Below are 19,929 nucleotides of genomic sequence, written 5' to 3' on the forward strand. Positions count from 1 at the left end.
AGGCCAGCGTGACTGGCTTTTCTTATTTAGCTAAACTTCTATGGCGAGTGTAAATGAAAGGATGCATATGATTTTTCCTGCAAGACAGATCAGCGTTTCGATTCGTCGCCCCACAGATGAAGTTTATAAATTTGCGGCAAACCCTGCGAATTTACCTCAATGGGCAGAAGGTTTGAGTCGATCTTCGATGCAGAAATCCGGTGATGAATGGATAGCGGATTCTCCGATGGGAAAAGTCAAAGTGAAGTTTGCCGCGCCAAATTCCTTTGGAGTCATTGATCATGATGTCACTTTGCCCTCCGGCGAAGTTTTTCATAATCCTTTAAGAGTGGTGCGAAATGGCGATGGCAGTGAGGTGATCTTTACGCTCTTTCGTTCGCCTCAAATGTCAGATGCAGAGTTTGCAAAAGATGCAGCGACGGTTGAAAAAGATTTGCAGAGACTGAAAGCTCTTTTAGAAAAATAAAAGTTTTTTACTTAAGAGGATAGGTGACCTTGTTGCGTGATTTCACACGGGCCCCTTCCGTAAGTTTCGCGGCATCAACACGGTCTTTTCCCATAAGATGAAAGACCGTTTCTTTGTGGGCTAAGAGATAGTCAGAAATAATTCGACGATGACAGCGCCACCAAACGGCCTCGGAACACATGATGGCGCAACGCTTTTTTCGTCCTAACTCGATCAGTTTTGCAAATCCCTCATGAAAATCATCCGAAAGGGCATAGTCTGCGTAGTTATGGAAATTACTATTCTCCCAGAAGCCGTTTACTTCTGAAGAGACGTCTTTAGGTTTGCTGCGAAGGCCGCCTAGTTCTGCAATATGACGGTAACCGATTTTAAATGGCTTTAAGTTTTTTGGAAGAGCGTCTTTGTTATATTGCGGATTTGTTCGGGATCTGGGAACTCGGCGGACATCAATGACCAACTCCACATCACCTGCGTGAAGGAGTTCTACAAATTCTTCAATTGTGCGAGTTGAATGGCCCACCGTAAAAAACGGCAGGCTTACTGCTTTCGCTTGCTAGCGACCTTTCTTAAGGCACCGCCTTTGTGAGCCGCGACGTGATCCGTTTTGTCACTTTTGATTTCGTATTGAGGATCTTCTTTGGAAGCGTGGTGTTTGTAGCCCTTGTAAGTGAAATCTTTGGAATGGACGGCGATGATTTTGCCACTCACTCGTCCTGCTTCAGAATTCCAAGCGACGTGATCGCCGACTTTGAATTTGTTAGGCATGTTTCCTCCAGATTTACTTCTTTACTTTGTACGTGGCTGTGAAGACGCCCATTTTTGATGTTTTAGATTTTAAAAGTTCTAAATCTTGTTTGGGGCCAGTGGGCAGAAAAAGACGTTTGCCTCCGCCCAGTGTAATTGGATAGATCTTTAAAAAATATTCGTCGATCAGTTTGTGTTGCATGAGTGTCTGGCATAAATCACCACTGCCAAACATATAAATATCATTTCCAGGTTCTTGTTTAAGTTTAGCAACAGCCTCTGCGGTATCGCCCTTTAGCAAAACCGAATTTTGCCATTCGGTATTTTTCAGTGTTTTAGAGGCGACATATTTAATGGTGTTATTCATGAAGGGACCGATCCACGCAATGTCTTTGCCAGTTGTTGGCCAATAGGCAGCAAAAATATCATACGTCTTGCGGCCTATGAGCAGAGCACCTGCTTTGCCAATATCCTGAGGTAAACCATCGTCATCTTCGTCACCCCAGAACGGCACTTGCCATCCACCATATTTAAAACCGCCGCTGGTATCTTCGTCTTTACCACCTGGAGCTTGCATGACTCCATCGAGAGTGAGGAATGAAATAACGATTAATTTTCTCATGGTTTCTCCCAATGTAACGTGATTATTGCGAGTTTATCTTTTCTAAAGAGCGCCGTCATATTTCAAATTCTTAAGAAAGATAAAACCCGCTAACGAACTTTCAACAAACTGACAAGAAGGACAATCACGATCATCGCTTGAATCAATGAGAACCGCACAAGCACTTGGGTGTTGGACCATCCCTTGTTATGTCGAACGTGATCATGCAACGGAAAACGAATTGTTCGAAACAATGACAGCTTCAAAAATCTTAACAAGGCGACCTTCACTAAGCCAGTTCCGCCATTGACCAGCAAAACGGCAGAGACAATGAAAATCGTAAATGGATTGCCGGACTTGATAACGAAAACTCCAAGTAAGAAACCTAAAGCGCGTGAACCAGCATCACCCATCAACAGAATAGACGGATTGGCGTTGTACCAGAGATAACCCAGAATACATCCGACCATCGAAAAAGCCATGATGCCCCAGACAGCGCCGTCTTGCGAGTGTGGAAGACGTAAATAAGTGGCAACGTCTTTGTGACCGATCACGAAATACAAAAGCGCACCGAGAGTCGCAAATGCGAGAACGGATAAAGTTCCCGAAAGCCCATCAACTCCATCACTGCAATTGGTGCAGTTGATAGAGGTCCATATTAGAATTGCTCCCAGAGGAATAAAAACAATCGGTGGAATCATAAATGTTGTCGTAGTGAACGGCAGCCACATTTGCACGTCTTGCATTTCACAAAGTAGCATGGCGGCGCCAATCGCCAGGACAGCATCTAACAAGGCTTTTCGATATTCTCCCCAGGAATCGACGGATTTATCGTCAAAGTAACCCGAAAGCATTTCTAAGAAAGTGACCAGTAAAATTCCCCAAGCTTGCAATGAAGGAGGAAGCAGGATCAGTTGAACGACAGTGAAAATCGAAACAAAAATAACTCCGGCACCAGTGGGCTTTCCTTTTGAAGCACCACTTTGAATAGCGTGCGCACGACCACGGTCTGTAGGAAGTAAACCCATCAATCGCGGAAGAAGGTAAAGTGTCAGAGCAAAACAGAGAATAGTGCTCAAGCCGCCAAGAAATAAGTGAGATGTCAAAAGTCGAAAAGGACCGTAGTAATTTTCTAAAGCTTGCCCAAACCAGTATATCAAATGATCCCCCTTGCCCATGTCATCTAAAAAGATATGATATACAAATCGTACAGCTTGGGGAGGTCTGATGGGAAAATTAATTTTGAGAATTTCTGTTTCGATCGATGGATTTATTGAGTCATCCGAGGAAAAGGTCGATTTTTCTAAATCAAGAAGCCCTGAAGGAGCTGCTTGGCTGGCTGGAAAAATTGGAAATGCGGGAGCTCATTTGATGGGACGAAAAGCTTTTACTCAGCTTTCTTCTTTTTGGCCCACGGCGAGTGGAGCTCTTGCGAACCACATGAATGAAATTCCTAAAATCGTTTTTTCAAGAAAAGGTTTTGATCCTTCTCAAGTCACAAGCGCGAAGGGTTGGGCCGATGCAAAGGTGATCGGGGATATGGCTGAGGGCCTTGCAGATCTTAAGAAGCAAATAGATAAGGACTTGATTGCCCATGGTGGTGTTGAGTTCACGCAGAATTTGGTGCAGACCGGCCTTGTTGATGAGTTCTGGCTTGCTACGCATCCCGTGGCTACCGGACGTGGCTTTGGATTGTTTCAGAAGTTAGAGAAGCCTTTGTATCTTAAATTGGTTGAGTCGAAAGCTTTTGCGACTGGCGCTATGATGAATATTTATCGACCAGAATAGAAATCTCAGGAGGTAGAAGATGTGCAAAACAATAAAACAAAAGGTTCATTTTAAAGCTCCTCCAGATGTGATTTACAGTTTACTCACAGATTCCAAAAAGTATGCGCTCTTAACGGGTAAAAAAGCCAAGATTGGAAAGTCAGCCGGAGATCCATTTTCAGTTTATGGAGGACAGGCGACAGGAATCATTGTGGAACTCGTTCGAAACAAAAGAATTGTTCAAGCCTGGAGAGGACACAGCTTTCCCGAAGGTATATTTTCAATGGCGACTTTCAACTTAAAACCAATCCCTAAGAATGGCACTGAGCTTGTCTTGGTTCATCGAGGTGTACCTAAGGAAATGATTCCCTCTATTGAGCGGGGATGGCGTAAGTACAACTGGGATCTGATAAAGAGTTATTTGGAAAAGAAAAAGTAGGAAGAAAATGGCGGACAGAAAGAGATTCGAACTCTTGATACGCTTTTGACGTATACTCGCGTTCCAGGCGAGCGCCTTCAACCACTCGGCCATCTGTCCGCAACTGGAACTCTTTTTAAGAAAAGCCAAGATAGCATAGTGCATTGTGGCAAAGCAAGGGTTCGTGGCAAATAAACCTACTTAAAACCCTTATTCACTAAAGTATTCATAAAGCTCATCTTGTTTCACGCGCGCGTAGTGCTCCTTCTGTTTTACTTTCTGAGCGCGTACTTGAAGAAAGGGCCAATAGAGGAGTTGGTAGGCTAAGAACACGGCGACTCCTCCGGCGACGGCTAAAAAGGCAGCTCTGCTGTCTTCCCACTCGGCCATGGCAGTGAAAAGAACCAATGGATGCATCATAAATAAAACCGCGTGCAGCCACATTTCCTCGGCCTGACAGAATTTTCTGTGAACCCATTCGTCCTTGGTGACAAGAATGCACGAAATACCCGCCATCACGTAATATATTTTTTCCGTCGTCGGTGTACGCTCGACAAATGCTAAGAATAACAAACAAGCGATCACTGTCAGAGTATCGATGGGATGACTGATCATCTCCCATTTTGGCAGACCGCGTTTGCGGTGAAAGAAAAATTCGTCGAACAAAATTGCGGCACCCTGCAAAGCAGACACTAGTAAAAACGCACTCATAACTTCTCCATTAAACTTGCACAAATTGTAAGGCCGGGACCAAACGCATAACTGATGATAGGCGTTCCCGACGGAATGTTTTTATCGTCACTCAATCGCTCCCACAGATGAGGAAGTGTCGCAGATGACATATTGCCTCGGTCTTTTAGAATTTCACGGCTGGCTTTCACTTGCTCGTCGGAAAGTTCCAGTTGTTTCGCAACTTGGTCGATAATTTTTGGACCACCAGGATGAACCGCAAAGAGGGCTTTCTTAGCGAGAGCCGTGATATTTTCACCACGTGATTCCAGCCATCGTGACGTGAACTCACGGATTTTTTTTCCGACAAGCATAGGAACGTCTTTTGAGAGAGACATCTTCATGCCGTAATCAGAAACCATCCACTCCATCGCTCCGGCCGTGTCTGGCACAAGTTCTTCATACAATGAAAGAATGCGAAAGCCTTGATCTGGTTTTTTCGTCGTCATCGAATAAGCAATAGCACCGTCGGCAAAAAGACTTTGGATCACCATTTGCTCTAGCGTCGGATCTTGCGGATTTAAATGCAGACTGCAAAGTTCCGTGTGAACTAGATCCACCGAGTTTTTATTACCAAGAACGTCAGTACTGCTTAAAAAACCCGAAGCCATTCGCAAAGCGGGAAAAGCTCCGTAGCAACCCATATGGTAGGAGTGAGTCACCGTTACATTTTTTGGAGCACGCACGGCCACCATTTGCGCGGCACTCGGGGAAATATATCCCGTGCAACTGACATGTATGATGTCATCGGGATAAGGTCGAGTTTCATAAATCTTGTTAAAGATCTCTCCCACTGTTTTATGAAAGAACTCGTGGCGCTTTTGCATTGTAGCACCGCGAGGGCTGTCCTTGATGGGGTAGATAATTTGTTTTTCCCACTCAGTATGTTGAGAGTCAGGAAGAAAAAATTTTCTGGTCCCAATTTGTGACTCAGGACAAGCGACTCTGTTCAGAAGTTTGGAATATTCCTCTTCTGTGTACGCTTGATCCCTCTGAGCGATCTTGTAGACCGCGGCAAGCCACTTCAGACCTTCAGTTTGGTTTTTTGGATAGGGCGGTTGTATGGAGTAAAAATTTGTTAAGTACATACCCAAAGGCTAAGAGCGGCCTCTGGGCTTGAATAGATCCAGTGTTACGAAACAGGTGTCTTCATTTTTTGGGAACGCCACTCTTTATCAACAATCAAACGGGCTCCACGCTTGAACGTAAAATATGCATACGCCCATTGCCAGATAACGAAGAATTTATTTTTAAATCCAATCAGATAATAAACGTGGATAAATAACCATAAAATCCAGGCAAAAAATCCGCTGAATTTTAAATTGCGAATTTGTGCAATGGCTTTCTTGCGCCCAATTGTCGCCATTTGGCCTTTATCTATATAGTGAAATGTGGTCCGCGGTTTTCCGGCAATTTCGTGTAAGATTTCACGAGCGGCATGATCACCTTGTTGCATGGCTACGGAAGCAAGACCTGGTAAGGATTTTCCGTCGTCGGTTAAATAACAAGCTTGATCACCTAAGACAAAAACTTCGGGATGCTCTTTAAGGCTCAAATCTTTTTCGATAAGCACACGTCCCGCGCGATCCAACGGAACTCCCAAAGTTTTATTTAAACTCGAAGGTTGAACTCCGGCCGCCCAAAAAATTGTTGAAGCCTTGATGACTTCATCACCAAGAACGACAGAATTTTCTTTAATGTCCGTCACTCTTGTGTTCGTCCAAATCTGCACGCCAAGATCCTCTAAATCGCGTGCAGCCTTTCTTGAAAGTTCAGGATCAAAAGAAGCAAGAATGCGTGAACCAGCTTCGATTAAAAGAACGCGCGTTTGCGACGGATCGATATGGCGGAAATCAAGAGTCAAAGTGTGACGGCTGATTTCCGCAATGGCTCCAGCAAGTTCAACACCTGTGGGGCCTGCGCCGACAATAACAAAAGTGAGATGTTGTTTTTGCTTTTCAGGATTGTTTTCCTTTTCCGCCATTTCAAAAGCGATCAAAAGTCGGCGACGAATTTCCGTAGCTTGTTCGAGAGTTTTTAAACCCGGAGCATTTTCTTCCCATTCGGGGTGAGCAAAGTAACTGTGTTTTGCTCCGCATGCTAAAATCAAATAATCGTAATCAATATTGCGATCTGAGACTTCGATTTTTTTATTGGCAAGGTCCACGGATTTTACATTGTCCAAATAGACCGAAATATTTTTGTACTTAGATAAAATTCCGCGAATGGGACCCGAGATTTCAGCAGGAGAAAGTCCTGCAGTGGCGACTTGATAAAGCAAAGGTTGGAAAAGATGATAGTTACGACGATCAATCAGAGTGACAGAGACATCGTCTTTATTGCCTAGAGCGCGAGCCGCTTTGAGTCCCGCAAATCCACCACCGACGATGACGACTTTTTTGCTAGCCATACGAACCTCGTTTGCGATGAGGCCATACTAGCACCGATGCTTTAGGAAGAAAATCAATCTTCCTAAAGCAGGAACTCTAACAAGTTTTACACATTGTTGTTATTTAGCGACAGGAGTTTTATTGCTTCGAACCAGCAGGATACACAAGAGCAAGGCCGGTATTCCCACAAGAGCCGTGCTTAGGAAAAACAAAGCGTAACCTTCCATGAGTGAGCGGCCCTCAGAAAAAGTCTGCACCATCACGCCCGAGAAGCCTTTAAGAACTTTTCCTAAAAGAGCATAGAAAGAACTTAGGAGCGCATACTGAGTCGCGGTGTATCCAAAAGTTGTGAGGCTCGACATATAACCGACAAGGGCTGTTCCCGCAAAACCAGAAGCGAAGTTATCAATCACCATCGCCGCTGTGAAGACTTCATTGCTAGGTCCTACCATCGCTAAAAGAGAAAACCCTAAATTAGAAGCAGGTCCAATCACTGCACCTACTAACAAGGTTGTGATAAATCCAAAACGAACCGCAGAAAGTCCACCAGCAGCAACACCGATCACAGAGGCAATCAAGCCAATCGATCCGCGCACGGCTCCCACAGTTTCTTTTGTGATTCCGATATCAGCATAAAAAGGATTCGCCATCGGTCCCATCATAAAGTCGGAAAGGCGATACAAACTGACGGCAGCCAGAATCAACAACGCTTTTTTCCCGTGTTGTTTGAAGAACGCAATGAAAGGTCCACAGACAGCATCAAAGATCCCGCGCAGATTCCACATCGTTCCCGTTTCGTGACCTGTGATATTGCGACCGGGTTCGACAGCAAGGAAAGTAGCAATCAGTCCAACGGCCATCAATGCACCCATCACGGTGTATGAAAGTGCCCAGCCGACGGAGGCCGCGATAATTAAAATCAATGCATCTGTTAAGAGCAGGGAAGCGCGATAACCTAATTGATATGCGGAAGATAAAAGAGCCATGTCTTCACTGGCATCAGAGACTTCAATTCTCCATGCATCGACAACAATATCTTGAGTTGCCGAAGCAAAAGCCGCTAAAGCGGCAAGCCCTGTGAAAAGCCACAAGCCGCCTTCAGGTTTCACCATCGCCATTCCTAAAAGCCCCAAAGCGACAAGGATTTGTGAAATCACCATCCAGCCGCGACGACGTCCGAGCCATTTTCCAATAAGGGGGGCATCGGCTTTATCAATCAGCGGAGCCCACAAAAATTTCAAGGAATAAGCCAAACCCACCCATGAAAGAAACCCGATGGTCGCAAGCGTGATGCCACTTTCACGCAACCAGAATCCCAAAGTATTTCCGACAAGCATAAAAGGAAGACCCGAAGAAAATCCCAAAGCCAGCATGATGGCGACCTTAGGGCGAGTCACGGCGCGAAGAGTTTGCATCCAAGAAGGCTTCGTCGATTTTTTTGTAGCTGTGGTCACTAGATGTTCTTTCTCAGTTTTTTTCTCATCGTCCACAAAAGGTGGCTGATGTATGGGCGACGGGTTTCCCCGGTTGTTACCATTAGTAGTTTTGTGATCTTAAGGTTTACAGCATCTGTATAAAGCAAGATCAACATCTCATAAATAAAATTCGTATTCAGCGTGACGTAGTTGTCAGTTCCAACTCCGAGCTGCACGCCTTTTTTCTCCCACCACGAGAACGGATGATCTTTGTAGTCTTCAAATTTTCCGGTGAGTTTATTGTTCGAAGAAGGAAGCGACACCAAAGTCACCCCTTTTTGAATCATACGATTTAAAACATCGTGCTGATAATGTTCAACCTCACGAGCCGTGTGGAACTTCGCTTTCACAAATAAAATATCTTCAGCAGGAGTTAACGGCGTACCTTGGAGAACTTTATCGAGAACGCCGCGATTAAAACCCCAATCCAATTCCACGAGCTCTCTGTGCAGAGGATCTTTGTCAGTGATCGGTTGGCCTTTTTGATTTTTCGCGTGAAGGTCTTGGTAAATGCGGTGGAAGTATTTGTTGGGATTAATACCCAAACTGATTCCGTGTTCTAAAGTATCGATGTGCCAAATGTTCATGGCATTATCGACGGCCTGGATGCCCTTTTTGAGCGTGTACCAAGTTTCACCGTGATGCGAACGAATTTTAAATCCGCGATATTGAAGTTTGCGGAAACCTGATTGCATTTCATTGAAATGCTCTTTGCGGTAAAGCTCACGCTCGTCTCCGACCGTATCCACATCCGTCATATGACGAACAAGGAAAGGATATTTGTCCAACATGTGCACGATTTCGTTGATCTGCTCCATGAAGTGAGCTTGGCGATTTGCATACTTTTCCGCATCAAAGTGATTGGCTTCCTTACGGAAAGACGGGGAAAGAATAAAATCAAAATGCGGATGCTGTTCTTGAAATTTTCTAAAGCCGTCGTAAAGACCTAACACGACATCTTCGGAAGTCACGTCATCAATTCCAGGAATTTGCTCAGAAGAACTGGAAGTCGAACGTGACAAGGAAAATTTCAAACGAATGCGACCGACATTGTATTTGTGATAAAGCTCCTGCGCCATGTGATAGGCCGCTTCTTCGTGAGCCTCTCTGGAAATAAAAATCAATTTCGGAAGATACAAAATTTTAAGATAACGGGAAAAGCCTTCGTTTTCCTGTAGACGAATCAAACGATCCACATCTTCGACAGAGCGAATTGGCAAAGCTTTGTCACCATACACTTCACGAATTTTTTCTTCGTAAATATCTTTGTGCGGACCTTCTAAAAGTTTTTTCAGACGAGGATAGATAAACTCCGCCGTAATCGCACCTGTTAAGTGGATGTGCTCTTCATTGTACTTTAACGGAAAATGTTTAAAGAATTCCGCAAGTGCCGCAGACACAGGGTGTTTTAACAAGGCACTGATCGTGACTTGATTGATTTGAAAACGATTGAGCAACTCACGAAACTCTTCGACTTGTTTAAACGCATCAGGATGACGTTGTTTTAAGTCCGAAGAGATTAAGAGATCAATGGTGTCAGAGAGCGAAATTCCATTCGTTTCACTGATGATTGTCGTAAGCGCCGAGGTCAGTTGATGATGAACATCCGTATTCATGTATGAAGGTTATCGAGGAATCAGAGGCTTGTACATGACTTTATGGGGACCGATGTCTTTCATTTCAAACAGAGGCCCGTGATAGTAAAATCCGAGTTTTTCATAGAATGGAAAAGCTTTGATGCGAGCATTGAACCATAAAAGATCGCAGCGTTTTGAACGAAGATGTTCGACTCCGTAGCGCAAAAGTTTTTGGCCAAAGCCCTGGCCCCGGTATTTGTCGTCGGTCGCCATTCCACGCAAGCGATATGGAAAGCCCGCAGAGAAATCGGGATGTGACTCTAAAAGAAAAGTCGCCACAGAAACAAGTTTGTCTGCGTGAAAAAGGCCGAAATGGTAAGTGGTCGGTAAATCGTCCCCGACGTTGATACATTCATCGGGGCGCAAGAAAGGTTTTAAAACCCTTTGGCGTATAGGCAGAGTTTCGGCGGTGGTTATTTCTCTGATGTCGTACTGCAAACTCATTCTCTAAAATTTACCCTGTGTTCAACCTTAGGTAGGGGGCCCAGTCAGGGGGCACATGGTCTTCGCTAATTTCAAGTTGTAGTGTTGGTAACCAGTTTGGTGCGCGGGGCTCTGTGAGTAAAGGCATATTTGCAGATCGCGGAGTGCGATTGGCTTTTTTCTGATTACAGTCTCTGCAGGCAGAAACGACATTGGTCCAGTTTTTTGGGCCGTTCTGAGAAGCAGGAACGACGTGATCAAGAGTGAGCTGTTTGGCGGGTAGTTTTGTTGCGCAATATTGGCAGGTGTAATTATCTCGGATGTAGACGTTTTCTCGACAAAACCGAACTGCGTTAGAGGTCCGGGGCCGTACATAACTTTTCAGCCGCAAGACACTGGGCAGTTGAAACCTTCGTTGAACAGATCGGGCAAACGCAGAGTGATATTCCAGTATCTCTACCTTACCCTGAAACCACAAAACCAAGGCCTTTTGCCAACTTACAACCCGCATGGGTTCGTAACTAGAGTTGAGCAATAAAGACCTCAGTGAGGATACGTGCATCATGCTTTCCCCCCTCAGGTACTTCTTTAATTGTAGCTAAGGTCGGTGTTTCATTTCAAGCCCCCTCGTTAAATATTCAGAAGAACTAGGCGTTTTAGATTGCATAAGAAATGTAATAGTGGGAAAACCGCCTCTATATTGAAAAGGAGCATCAAAATGAGAAGAGTATTGGCATTTAACTATGTTTTAAAAGGACCTGATGGAAATGTGCTGGATGCTTCTGAGCGCGGACAACCACTTCCATTTTTGGAAGGCGCAGGACAAATCATTCCTAAACTTGAAGAAGAAATCAAAGACCTTAAAGAAGGCGATAAAAAAATCGTAAAGCTTGCTGCAAAAGATGCTTACGGTGAAATGAAAGACAATATGTTCATGGACGTTCCAAAAGAAGAACTAGCACACCTTCCACAATTGGAAGTGGGCGCGCACCTTCGTTTGGAATTGGGCAGCGGTGCACACATCGTGCGCGTTTCAAAAATCACAGACACTCACGTGACTCTTGATGGAAATCATCCTCTTGCTGGACAAGATCTTGAATTCGACATTGAGATGGTTTTGGTTCGTGAAGCGACGACTGAAGAAGTGTTGCATGGGCACCCACACGGCCTACACGGAAACGCTGGACATTAATTTTCGGAGTTGAGCAATGCCTTCGTTTGATATTGTTTCTGAAATCGATACTCAAGAAGTAGATAATGCTATTAACCAGGCTCGTAAAGAGGTTGAGGGGCGTTACGATTTTAAAGGCAGTAAGGCTGAGATTCAGTGGGACAAAAAAGAAATCACTTTGCTCGCTGAGGACGAATATAAAGTTGAAGCTATGGGCAGTATCTTGCAGACAAAGTTGCACCGTCGCGGCATCGATATCAAGGCTATTAAGTTTGAAAAAATTGAAGAAGCCGGTGGTCGTATGCTGCGTCGAAAGGTCACATTGGTTCAAGGTATTGACCGCGAAATTGCTAAAGATGTTATTAAATTGATTAAGGATTCTAAGTTGAAAGTGCAGCCTGCGGTTGCGGACGACAAGATCAAAGTTTCATCAAAAAGTATTGATGAATTGCAGGAATGTATCAGCCTAGTACGCGGTGGTAATTTTCCGATTCCCTTACAATATAATAATATGCGTTCGTAAAATTGGGCTTGCACGTTTTTTGGGCTGTGCTAGCCTAGATCTCAGTTAAAGTTCCCCGTGTGAGTGTTCTCGATTTTTTGCTGTTCGAAGGCTTCCTCGGGTTAAAAAAAATCCACAGGAGGTCTTTGTGGCTAAGAAATTATACGTAGGAAACTTGCCTTACTCAGTTGATGATGAGGCTCTTCACCAACACTTCGCTCAATTCGGAGCGGTTGATTCTGCAAAAGTTATCATGGACAGAGAAACAGGTCGTTCTAAAGGTTTCGGCTTTGTTGAAATGGCTGATGACTCTGCCGCTGATCAAGCAATTGAAAAAGCAAATGGTTACGAACTAAACGGTCGCGCTATCAACGTATCTGAAGCTCGCCCACAAGCTCCTCGTGAGGGTGGCCCTCGTCGCGGTGGTTTCGGTGGCGGTCGTGACGGCGGTCCTCGTCGTGGCGGCTTCGGTGGTGGTGATCGCGGTCCACGCGGTCCTCGCAACTAGTCTCTAGTTCGTAGACTGAAGTTTGACGAAGTCAGACTTGTAATAACGAATCTTCAAAGGTCTCATAGGAACACTATGAGACCTTTTTTATTTTCTCTACTCATCGTCTTTTCTTGTTCATTTTCTTTCGCACAGAAAAAATTAATCGTACTCGGTGATTCACTCACGGAGGGGTTCGGTGTTGCTAAAGAGGCGGCTTATCCTGCTGTGCTTGAAAAAAAATTACATGAAGCGGGTAAGAAAGAATGGACGGTTATTAATTCGGGCGTGAGTGGTTCTACAACGGCTTCGGCGGTGACACGTATGAAGTGGTTGTATAAGTCCAAGCCTGATGCTGTTCTGCTTGTTCTAGGCGCGAATGACGGCCTTCGTGGTCTTAAGATTGAAGACAGTGAAAAGCATTTGGCGGAAGCCATTGAGTATTCGCAAAAGCAAAATGTACGTGTGATTTTGGGTGGCCTCTATATGCCTCCGAATTATGGTGCTGCATACACCGGAAAATTTAAAAAGATGTACGAGTCTTTGGCGAAAAAGTACAAGCTCACTTTCATTCCCTTTGTTTTAGATAAAGTCGGCGGAAATCCTAAATACAATTTGGCTGACGGCATTCATCCCAACGAAGAGGGACATAAAATTATTGCTGACAACATCTTCCAGGTTTTAAAGGGGGAGTTGTGAGTTTGGTTTTAAGCAGCGTTCGTAAGAGCTTTCGTCAGGGCGAAACTGAAATCCAAGTTCTAAAAGGTTTGGACGTGACGATTGAGCCAGGACAAGTCGTATCGATTGTAGGTCAATCCGGCAGTGGCAAATCCACGCTGCTTTCCTTGTTGGCAGGCCTTGAGCGCGCTGACGGTGGGGAAATTCTTGTGGATAAAGTCAATTTGTTGCCGCTCACGGAGCAAGAGATGACCTTGTTTCGCGCACAAAATATCGCCATCGTTTTTCAGCAGTATCACTTGATTGCGCACCTGACTGCTTTAGAAAACGTGATGCTCGCCCTTGAGATTTTAAAACTTGAAAATCCGCGCGAGCGTGCGGAAGAAGCATTGAAAGAACTAGGATTAGGACATCGCTTGAATCATTTCCCAAGCCAGCTAAGCGGAGGAGAATGTCAACGTGTCGCTATTGCCAGAGCCTTGGTAGTGAAACCTAAAATTTTATTAGCCGATGAACCCAGTGGAAACCTGGATACGCAGACCGGTGGTAAGGTGATGGATGTCTTCTTTGATATTGTTCGCAAGCATAAGATCACAACCATTCTTGTAACTCACAGTGAAGTCTTAGCAAAAAAATGTGAACGCATCTTGCGCCTTGAAGAAGGCCACCTGAGGGAAGTCTAATGCTTTTGCGTCTGGCGGTTCGTGAGCTTTTGCGAAGCTGGCGATTTGGTCTCTTTTTTATTTTCAACTTAAGTTTGGGTTTAACAGGATTCGTATCTTTGCAGGCGTTTAACACCGCCCTAGAATCACAAATCAAAGCCAATGCGAAATCCATTTTGTCTGCCGATATGGCAGTGGCCTCCCGACGAGAACTCACGGAAGACGAACAAAAGAAAATGCAGGCGGCTTTGCCTGCGGGAACGGAAGAGTCCAAGATTTATGAATTCTTTGCGATGCTCAGTTCTGCGAAGGGTTCTCGTCTTGTTTTAGTAAAAGCCATTGATAAATCATATCCCTTTTATGGCGATTTGGTTCTTCAATCGGGAAAAATAATCAATAGTGGCGCTGAAAAGGAAATTTTAAGTGCGCCCAAGGTTTGGATTTATCCAGAGTTAAAATCGCAATTGGGTCTGGATGTTGGCGATGAAGTAAAAGTCGGAAACTTAGATTTAAAAATTTCTGACTTGATTGAAAAAGATGCCACACAAACGTTTAGAGCTATGAGCATTGCGCCGCGGATTTTTATCAACCGTGACTTACTTCCGCAATCAGGACTTATGCAATATGGAAGTACCTTTTCTTTAGCGCATCTTTTTAAGTTTCCTGCCAATGTGCAAGAAGATGTTGTTCAGGATAATCTCTATAAGGCTTTGCAAGATCCCGCTATCAATGTGGCAACCCCTTCTTCCGCTGGCGAAGATTCGGGTCGCCAGTTAGGGTATCTTTCTGATTACCTGGGACTGGTATCGATCATTGCATTATTTATGTCAGCCTTGGGAGCTGCTTATATCTACCGTCTGTTTCTTTCAACACGCATGAAGGAAATTGCCATTCTAAGAACATTGGGATTGCAAAGCAGTCAGGCAGTCGGCGTCTATATTGTGCAAGCTTCATTGTTGGGGTTGATCGCGACGCTTCCTACTTTGATATTCAGTAATTTAGTTTTGCCACTTTTAAGCAAACTTCTGGCAAGCTTTACACCGTTTAACTTGCAGCCTCATGTGAATTTAGAAGCGTTCTTGGTTTGTCTTTTTATGGCGGTCTTCGGAAGCTTTGTTGTGAGTCTTCCTTTCCTGGTTAAGATTTTTGATTTAAAAGCAGCGAAACTTTTTAGCGAAGAAAAATTTTCTGTCGGCGAAGGTCCTCGTCGCTTCTGGCCGTTTTTGCCTTCGCTTGTTTTGTTTTACTTCCTTTCTGTGTATCAGGCACACTCCTGGAAAATCGGGAGCCTCTTTGTGGGTGCCATGGTTGCGGTTATTGTTGCATTGCTGGTGATTGGCTATCTGACAGTGAAGCTTGCGGGCTTTATTACGGGATTCCGTCGTTGGTTTCTTAAGTTCAGTTTCTTAAGTCTCTCCCGCAGAGCTGGCGCGAGCCTAGCTATTTTTGTGGCGTTGGGTTTAGGAGCTTTATTAATCAATATTCTTCCGCAGATTAAAAATTCTCTTCAAGCTGAATTCCAAGTGGAAGGCCGTTCTAAGATTCCGTCTCTTTTCATGTTTGATATTCAGGATGAACAGCTTCCAGGTGTTGAAAAAATCTTGGAAGCAAACAATGTGAAGCCTTTGGGGCTTTCTCCTCTTGTTCGCGCGCGCATCTTAAAGGTGAACGGTCAGGATTATGAGCGTAAGCTTGAAACTCAAGGCTTTAAAACGCGTGAAGAAGAACGTGATGCCCGATTTAGAAATCGTGGCGTGAATCTTTCCTATCGTCAGGATTTATCAGGCACGGAAAACATCGTGGAAGGTCGCCCTTTTTCCGGCGATTTTAATCCTGAAAAGCAAAAACGCGCGGAACTTTCTGTTGAAGTCCGTTTTGCGGAGCGCATGGGATTTAAAATCGGTGATGTTCTGGTCTTTGACGTTCAGGGTGTCGAAGTTGAAGGTGAGATCATCAATCTTCGCAAAGTGAAATGGACAAGCTTTCAGCCGAACTTCTTCATTCTTGTGCAAAACGGAGTTCTAAACGAAGCTCCGAAAACATTTATTGCGGCAATTCCATCTTTGAAAGACGAAAAACGCACTCTTTTGCAAAATGAAATCGCCAAAGAATTTTCTAACGTGTCGGTCGTCGACGTTGTGCGCACGGTGGATGATGTTTTAAGCATGGGTGAAAGAATGAGCTGGTCGCTGGAACTTATGGCGGCTCTTGCTCTTTTAACTGGCTACATCGTTTTGTTCTCGATTGTGCGCAGTCAGATCAAGCTGCGTCGCTGGGAACTCAATATGTTAAAAATCCTGGGAGCTTCCTGGGGTGAAGTGGCGAGTTTTATTTTGGCCGAGTTTTCATTCCTGTCGTTTCTCGCGGCTCTTACTGGTTCGCTTTTAAGCATTGTCGTCAGTTTTTCGCTGAACATGTTTATCTTTGAAAGTGATTTCACACTTTCATGGGGGCAGCCGCTTGTGTCCGTTGTCTTAATTACGGGATTAAGTCTTTTGATTTCTTTCTTGGCAAGTTTGGATATCGTGAGGGAAAGCGCACTCAGCATTTTGCGTGAGGAACGATAATACCTTGGTGAAAAGCAATTAAAACATTGTAGTCACACGAAAAGACTCCTCCTATCGTAAACTTTCCTAGGGGGATTTATGCACTTTTATCGAGTGTTAACGGGCATGGTTTTGTTTTTAGCGACGGGAACTTGGGCTTTTAATAAGACAGCGTCTCAAGAAGTTCGAATTTATTCAGGACCCGATAAAATTTTGGAAGATCATTCGCTGTATGCTCCGAAGGCGCGCTCACAGTCGCATAATGAACAAAACTACCTTCGTCCCAATGCTTTGTGCGTAGAAGCTATTGTAGCTTCGAATTGTTGTTACTACACGATTTACGATGGCTACGCGAAAAAGAATATCAACTACAAGGGCCCAAAACCGGTTTTTGGATCTGAAGAAGCCGCTCGAAACTGGGCAAAGCAGCAAATTCCCCGCATGGTTTTTCTTCTTCCCTATGATGGAGCTGAGGTTTCACTAGGACAAGGGTGGCACTACAACAATGGTGGCGAGCACTCGGGCCTTGATTCGTGGCGAGACACTGTTCAATTGGGAAAAGATGTTTCCTTTGATGTTTTGGCGGCGGCTCCGGGAAGAGTGGTTACAAAACTTTGGGATGATTGGTTTGGTAATACGGTGATCATTGAACACACGGCTCACGATGGTACGAAGTACCGTACGATCTATATGCATCTGCGCGATGGATTTTCTCACGATGTAAAATCAGCGAGGGCGATGGTGCCACCGGATAAAAACGCCAATGACAATTGGGCGAAGTATGCCCGTTATGCCAAGTACACTCCTTTAAAACTTTTTTGGGGTCAGGAATCAGACACCATTGCCGTGAACGTCGGTGACTGGGTGAGGATGGGTCAATACATTGGAAAATCCGGAAATACTGGAGCGGGCGGAGCTGGTAACGGACTTAATAATGACGGAACTCCTTTTGATAAAATCAGAGCCAACAACCACTTGCACTTTATGCTCACGGTGCCGAGCCCGCAAACTCCCGACGAGTGGGTGTTTATCGATGCCTTCGGTGTTTACAATCAAGTGAGTTCCGGTTGTTACGCTTCGACAAAAGAGGTGGAATATCCTCGCTTTTTTGTACCATGGGCTTTCAGTGGCAACCGTTTTGGAAGCATTTGGGGAAAATAGTTTACTCTGACGGACTTGATTTCTTTCCTTGCGGACAGACTTATTGTAAAAGTAAGAGATTCGACGCAGGGAAAAAGTATGATGTCGCCTAATGAGGCCTTGGCAAAAGCAAAAAATATCTTGGATGAAGGAGGAGTTATCGGTCTTCCCACTGAGACTGTTTACGGCCTCGCTGCGCGCATTGATATTCCCTCTGCCATCGAAAAGATTTTTACGACGAAAGAGCGTCCGTTTTTTGATCCTTTGATCGTGCATGTCGCTTCCATTGAGCAAGCTAAAAAAGTAACGGCTTATTGGGGACCTGCTTCCCAAGCTTTGGCTGAAGCTTTTTGGCCAGGGCCTTTAACAATGATTTTGCCGCGCGATCCTTCAGTGAACTTGATGATCACATCAGGTTTGGAATCTGTCGGGATTCGTATGCCAAACCATCCATTGGCATTGGAACTTTTGCGCCAAGTGGGTGCGCCTTTAGCGGCTCCAAGTGCGAATAAGTTTGGAAGAACATCCCCAACTTCGGCAGGCCACGTTCGGGTGGAATTTAAAAATGAAAATGTCTTCGTCGTTGACGGGGGTGACTGTCAAATCGGTATCGAATCCACGGTTTTGTTGGTTCGTCACCGTCCTGATAAAGTAGAGCTATCGATTCTTCGTCGCGGTCATGTGTTAAAATCTGATATCGCACGTGTTTTGGCTGAAAAAGGTTTTACTTTCGAATTTATCGAGCAGATCGACAAACGTGAATCTCCGGGACATATGAAACATCATTATATGCCTCCGGTTCCGTTGATCGTTTGCAATGACATCACCAGAACCCCTGAGAGTATTCTTAAGGAAGTAAATGCCAAGCTTGGTGAACTTCCTGATGAAATTGAAAGTATTAAGATCATCAAACCTGAAGGTGGCATTCACACTCATGCGGTTTTAAAACTTTCTGAAGACCCGGTTTTAGCAACGCGGGAGTTTTATGGAAAACTGCGCGAAGTGGCGGCCCAAGGTCCAGACTGCATTCTATTTTACCGCGAGGCTCATCAATCCGGAGAGCGTTGGGAATCCTTGTTTGATCGTTTGAATAAAGCGGCATCTTTGATTCTCTAAACTCATTTCGAACACAATCTTAAGAAACTTCTGACAATTTCCGTTTTCAAAGATCGCTACACTGATGTTGACCACAAGGGGAGGGGCCTTATGATCAACACGCTAGCGTACGCCAGTTTTGAAAAAGTATCTTTGAACCTTCAATCCTTTTATCAGTTGCGGCTCAATCGCATTCACAAATTCAGAGCGAAGATCGAAATTCGCTCGGAAGTGGGGCCGTTTGAAATGAAAACGGTCACGGATGTGGAAGAACTTAAAGAAGCGCTGGCTTTGCGCTATGAAGTTTTCCACAAAGAAATGATGGGAAAGAAAGCTCCTCGCGGAATCGACGTTGATGAATTCGATTTCGACTGTGATCATCTCATTATCAAAGACAAACGCAGCAACCGTATCATCGGCACGTATCGTTTAAATTGTTCCTTATTCACTCAGAATTTTTATTCGGCAAAAGAATTCATGATGTCCAATATCATGCAATACCCGGGTGTGAAGTTGGAATTAGGGCGCGCTTGCATCCACAAAGACTTCCGCCGCGGTGTTTTGATTTCTTTGCTATGGCGAGGCATTGCGGAATACATGGCGGCTTCGGAAGCCAAAGTGCTTTTCGGTTGCGCCACTGTGAAAACAGATGATCCGCGCGATGCAGCTCTTTTAACTCGTTACTTTGAAGAAGAAGGTCGAATCCTTACGGGGTTCCGCACTCGTCCGACTTTAAAGTTTACGATGCCGATGTTGAATTACTTTTTGGATGAAGTTCGCGGCCCTCTCACGGAGACTCAGAGAGCGCAAGCCGAAGAACTTCTTCCACCTCTTTGCCGTGCTTATCTTAAAATCGGAGCTTCTATCGGCGGGGAGCCAGCATGGGATCAAGAATTCCAATGCATCGACTTCCTTACAATTCTTCAGCGCGAAGATTTAAACCGCACTCTTTGGAAAAAGTTTAAGTTGGATTCGACGGAAGTATAGTTTTTGATTTC

At 44.7% G+C, this 19,929-nt stretch carries 23 protein-coding genes and 1 tRNA gene; 12 read left to right on the forward strand and 12 right to left on the reverse strand.

Translation table 11 applies throughout. From position 1 onward, the window contains the following. Positions 1-67: 67 nt before the first annotated feature. Positions 68-466, forward strand: coding sequence for an SRPBCC family protein (locus tag ACLSSO_RS01540; protein WP_295900137.1), 399 nt, complete (start codon positions 68-70; stop codon positions 464-466). 7 nt (positions 467-473) lie between these two features. Here the strand turns inward: ACLSSO_RS01540 and ACLSSO_RS01545 are convergent, their stop codons facing one another. From ACLSSO_RS01545 to ACLSSO_RS01560, 4 genes are all read right to left on the reverse strand, one after another. Next, positions 474-1,001 carry a DUF488 family protein gene (locus ACLSSO_RS01545; RefSeq protein WP_413944794.1) on the reverse strand — a complete coding sequence of 176 codons (528 nt, stop codon included), beginning with the start codon at positions 999-1,001 and terminating at the stop codon, positions 474-476. A gap of 2 nt (positions 1,002-1,003) precedes the next feature. Beyond that, positions 1,004-1,231, reverse strand: coding sequence for a DUF2945 domain-containing protein (locus ACLSSO_RS01550; protein WP_413943858.1), 228 nt, complete (start codon positions 1,229-1,231; stop codon positions 1,004-1,006). Positions 1,232-1,244: 13 nt separating this feature from the next. Continuing rightward, positions 1,245-1,832 (reverse strand): dihydrofolate reductase family protein, encoded by a 588-nt coding sequence (locus ACLSSO_RS01555; protein WP_413943859.1) that lies wholly within the window; start codon positions 1,830-1,832, stop codon positions 1,245-1,247. A gap of 89 nt (positions 1,833-1,921) precedes the next feature. Continuing rightward, positions 1,922-2,971, reverse strand: a complete 1,050-nt coding sequence (locus tag ACLSSO_RS01560) for a hypothetical protein (RefSeq protein WP_295900133.1) — start codon at positions 2,969-2,971, stop codon at positions 1,922-1,924. 67 nt (positions 2,972-3,038) lie between these two features. Between ACLSSO_RS01560 and ACLSSO_RS01565 the strand changes: the two genes are divergently transcribed. Together ACLSSO_RS01565 and ACLSSO_RS01570 are read left to right on the forward strand one after the other, a co-directional pair. Then, positions 3,039-3,599, forward strand: a complete 561-nt coding sequence (locus ACLSSO_RS01565; RefSeq protein ID WP_295900132.1) for a dihydrofolate reductase family protein — start codon at positions 3,039-3,041, stop codon at positions 3,597-3,599. 19 nt (positions 3,600-3,618) lie between these two features. Then, positions 3,619-4,017: an SRPBCC domain-containing protein gene (locus ACLSSO_RS01570; protein WP_295900131.1), complete on the forward strand. Its 399-nt coding sequence runs from the start codon at positions 3,619-3,621 to the stop codon at positions 4,015-4,017. Between the two features lie 8 nt (positions 4,018-4,025). Here the strand turns inward: ACLSSO_RS01570 and ACLSSO_RS01575 are convergent. The 8 genes from ACLSSO_RS01575 to ACLSSO_RS01610 form a co-directional block, all read right to left on the reverse strand. Next, a tRNA-Ser gene (locus ACLSSO_RS01575) sits at positions 4,026-4,116 on the reverse strand. Between the two features lie 90 nt (positions 4,117-4,206). After that, positions 4,207-4,707 (reverse strand): hypothetical protein, encoded by a 501-nt coding sequence (locus tag ACLSSO_RS01580; protein ID WP_295900130.1) that lies wholly within the window; start codon positions 4,705-4,707, stop codon positions 4,207-4,209. Beyond that, the gene (locus ACLSSO_RS01585) at positions 4,704-5,813 is read right to left on the reverse strand and encodes a 3-oxoacyl-[acyl-carrier-protein] synthase III C-terminal domain-containing protein (RefSeq protein WP_413943860.1); all 1,110 of its coding nucleotides are present in this window, start codon (positions 5,811-5,813) and stop codon (positions 4,704-4,706) included. The genes ACLSSO_RS01580 and ACLSSO_RS01585 overlap by 4 nt, the downstream gene beginning before the upstream one ends. 44 nt (positions 5,814-5,857) lie before the next feature. Further along, positions 5,858-7,135: an NAD(P)/FAD-dependent oxidoreductase gene (locus ACLSSO_RS01590; RefSeq protein WP_413943861.1), complete on the reverse strand. Its 1,278-nt coding sequence runs from the start codon at positions 7,133-7,135 to the stop codon at positions 5,858-5,860. A 99-nt stretch (positions 7,136-7,234) separates the two neighbouring features. Beyond that, positions 7,235-8,530, reverse strand: a complete 1,296-nt coding sequence (locus ACLSSO_RS01595; protein WP_367276423.1) for an AmpG family muropeptide MFS transporter — start codon at positions 8,528-8,530, stop codon at positions 7,235-7,237. A 38-nt stretch (positions 8,531-8,568) separates the two neighbouring features. Then, positions 8,569-10,206: a hypothetical protein gene (locus ACLSSO_RS01600; protein WP_413943862.1), complete on the reverse strand. Its 1,638-nt coding sequence runs from the start codon at positions 10,204-10,206 to the stop codon at positions 8,569-8,571. A gap of 9 nt (positions 10,207-10,215) precedes the next feature. Then, a complete protein-coding gene (locus ACLSSO_RS01605) occupies positions 10,216-10,671 on the reverse strand; it encodes a GNAT family N-acetyltransferase (protein WP_413943863.1) in 456 nt (151 codons plus the stop codon). Between the two features lie 10 nt (positions 10,672-10,681). Then, positions 10,682-11,215, reverse strand: a complete 534-nt coding sequence (locus ACLSSO_RS01610; protein ID WP_367276422.1) for an HNH endonuclease — start codon at positions 11,213-11,215, stop codon at positions 10,682-10,684. Positions 11,216-11,368: 153 nt separating this feature from the next. On the opposite strand from ACLSSO_RS01610, the gene ACLSSO_RS01615 reads away from it, so the two are divergent. The 9 genes from ACLSSO_RS01615 (at position 11,369) to ACLSSO_RS01655 (ending at position 19,918) form a co-directional block, all read left to right on the forward strand. Continuing rightward, positions 11,369-11,842: an FKBP-type peptidyl-prolyl cis-trans isomerase gene (locus tag ACLSSO_RS01615; protein ID WP_295905678.1), complete on the forward strand. Its 474-nt coding sequence runs from the start codon at positions 11,369-11,371 to the stop codon at positions 11,840-11,842. A 16-nt stretch (positions 11,843-11,858) separates the two neighbouring features. Then, on the forward strand, positions 11,859-12,344 hold the full coding sequence (locus tag ACLSSO_RS01620; protein WP_295905680.1) for a YajQ family cyclic di-GMP-binding protein: 486 nt from the start codon (positions 11,859-11,861) through the stop codon (positions 12,342-12,344). 127 nt (positions 12,345-12,471) lie between these two features. Then, on the forward strand, positions 12,472-12,831 hold the full coding sequence (locus ACLSSO_RS01625) for an RNA recognition motif domain-containing protein (protein WP_295905682.1): 360 nt from the start codon (positions 12,472-12,474) through the stop codon (positions 12,829-12,831). A gap of 75 nt (positions 12,832-12,906) precedes the next feature. After that, positions 12,907-13,509 (forward strand): arylesterase, encoded by a 603-nt coding sequence (locus ACLSSO_RS01630; RefSeq protein ID WP_413943864.1) that lies wholly within the window; start codon positions 12,907-12,909, stop codon positions 13,507-13,509. After that, positions 13,506-14,171 (forward strand): ABC transporter ATP-binding protein, encoded by a 666-nt coding sequence (locus ACLSSO_RS01635; RefSeq protein WP_413943865.1) that lies wholly within the window; start codon positions 13,506-13,508, stop codon positions 14,169-14,171. The genes ACLSSO_RS01630 and ACLSSO_RS01635 overlap by 4 nt, the downstream gene beginning before the upstream one ends. Further along, positions 14,171-16,717 carry an ABC transporter permease gene (locus ACLSSO_RS01640; protein WP_413943866.1) on the forward strand — a complete coding sequence of 849 codons (2,547 nt, stop codon included), beginning with the start codon at positions 14,171-14,173 and terminating at the stop codon, positions 16,715-16,717. Before ACLSSO_RS01635 ends, ACLSSO_RS01640 begins: the two co-directional genes overlap by 1 nt. Before the next feature lie 78 nt (positions 16,718-16,795). Next, positions 16,796-17,857 carry a M23 family metallopeptidase gene (locus ACLSSO_RS01645; RefSeq protein ID WP_413943867.1) on the forward strand — a complete coding sequence of 354 codons (1,062 nt, stop codon included), beginning with the start codon at positions 16,796-16,798 and terminating at the stop codon, positions 17,855-17,857. 78 nt (positions 17,858-17,935) lie between these two features. After that, a complete protein-coding gene (locus ACLSSO_RS01650) occupies positions 17,936-18,952 on the forward strand; it encodes an L-threonylcarbamoyladenylate synthase (protein WP_413943868.1) in 1,017 nt (338 codons plus the stop codon). A gap of 90 nt (positions 18,953-19,042) precedes the next feature. Then, positions 19,043-19,918, forward strand: coding sequence for a GNAT family N-acetyltransferase (locus ACLSSO_RS01655; RefSeq protein WP_413943869.1), 876 nt, complete (start codon positions 19,043-19,045; stop codon positions 19,916-19,918). The last annotated feature ends 11 nt before the right edge of the window (positions 19,919-19,929 follow it).

Origin of the sequence: Bdellovibrio sp. HCB-162 (assembly GCF_047344985.1) — a bacterium.
Classification (GTDB): Bacteria; Bdellovibrionota; Bdellovibrionia; order Bdellovibrionales; family Bdellovibrionaceae; genus Bdellovibrio.

Coding starts and splice junctions, on each gene's coding strand:
- ACLSSO_RS01540 (WP_295900137.1), top strand. CDS start 68: ATGATTTTTCCTGCAAGACAGATCAGCGTTTCGATTCGTCGCCCCACA.
- ACLSSO_RS01585 (WP_413943860.1), bottom strand. CDS start 5,813: ATGTACTTAACAAATTTTTACTCCATACAACCGCCCTATCCAAAAAAC.
- ACLSSO_RS01595 (WP_367276423.1), bottom strand. CDS start 8,530: ATGCAAACTCTTCGCGCCGTGACTCGCCCTAAGGTCGCCATCATGCTG.
- ACLSSO_RS01630 (WP_413943864.1), top strand. CDS start 12,907: ATGAGACCTTTTTTATTTTCTCTACTCATCGTCTTTTCTTGTTCATTT.
- ACLSSO_RS01570 (WP_295900131.1), top strand. CDS start 3,619: ATGTGCAAAACAATAAAACAAAAGGTTCATTTTAAAGCTCCTCCAGAT.
- ACLSSO_RS01605 (WP_413943863.1), bottom strand. CDS start 10,671: ATGAGTTTGCAGTACGACATCAGAGAAATAACCACCGCCGAAACTCTG.
- ACLSSO_RS01615 (WP_295905678.1), top strand. CDS start 11,369: ATGAGAAGAGTATTGGCATTTAACTATGTTTTAAAAGGACCTGATGGA.
- ACLSSO_RS01580 (WP_295900130.1), bottom strand. CDS start 4,707: ATGAGTGCGTTTTTACTAGTGTCTGCTTTGCAGGGTGCCGCAATTTTG.
- ACLSSO_RS01590 (WP_413943861.1), bottom strand. CDS start 7,135: ATGGCTAGCAAAAAAGTCGTCATCGTCGGTGGTGGATTTGCGGGACTC.
- ACLSSO_RS01610 (WP_367276422.1), bottom strand. CDS start 11,215: ATGATGCACGTATCCTCACTGAGGTCTTTATTGCTCAACTCTAGTTAC.
- ACLSSO_RS01655 (WP_413943869.1), top strand. CDS start 19,043: ATGATCAACACGCTAGCGTACGCCAGTTTTGAAAAAGTATCTTTGAAC.
- ACLSSO_RS01600 (WP_413943862.1), bottom strand. CDS start 10,206: ATGAATACGGATGTTCATCATCAACTGACCTCGGCGCTTACGACAATC.
- ACLSSO_RS01550 (WP_413943858.1), bottom strand. CDS start 1,231: ATGCCTAACAAATTCAAAGTCGGCGATCACGTCGCTTGGAATTCTGAA.
- ACLSSO_RS01645 (WP_413943867.1), top strand. CDS start 16,796: ATGCACTTTTATCGAGTGTTAACGGGCATGGTTTTGTTTTTAGCGACG.
- ACLSSO_RS01640 (WP_413943866.1), top strand. CDS start 14,171: ATGCTTTTGCGTCTGGCGGTTCGTGAGCTTTTGCGAAGCTGGCGATTT.
- ACLSSO_RS01565 (WP_295900132.1), top strand. CDS start 3,039: ATGGGAAAATTAATTTTGAGAATTTCTGTTTCGATCGATGGATTTATT.
- ACLSSO_RS01650 (WP_413943868.1), top strand. CDS start 17,936: ATGATGTCGCCTAATGAGGCCTTGGCAAAAGCAAAAAATATCTTGGAT.
- ACLSSO_RS01620 (WP_295905680.1), top strand. CDS start 11,859: ATGCCTTCGTTTGATATTGTTTCTGAAATCGATACTCAAGAAGTAGAT.
- ACLSSO_RS01555 (WP_413943859.1), bottom strand. CDS start 1,832: ATGAGAAAATTAATCGTTATTTCATTCCTCACTCTCGATGGAGTCATG.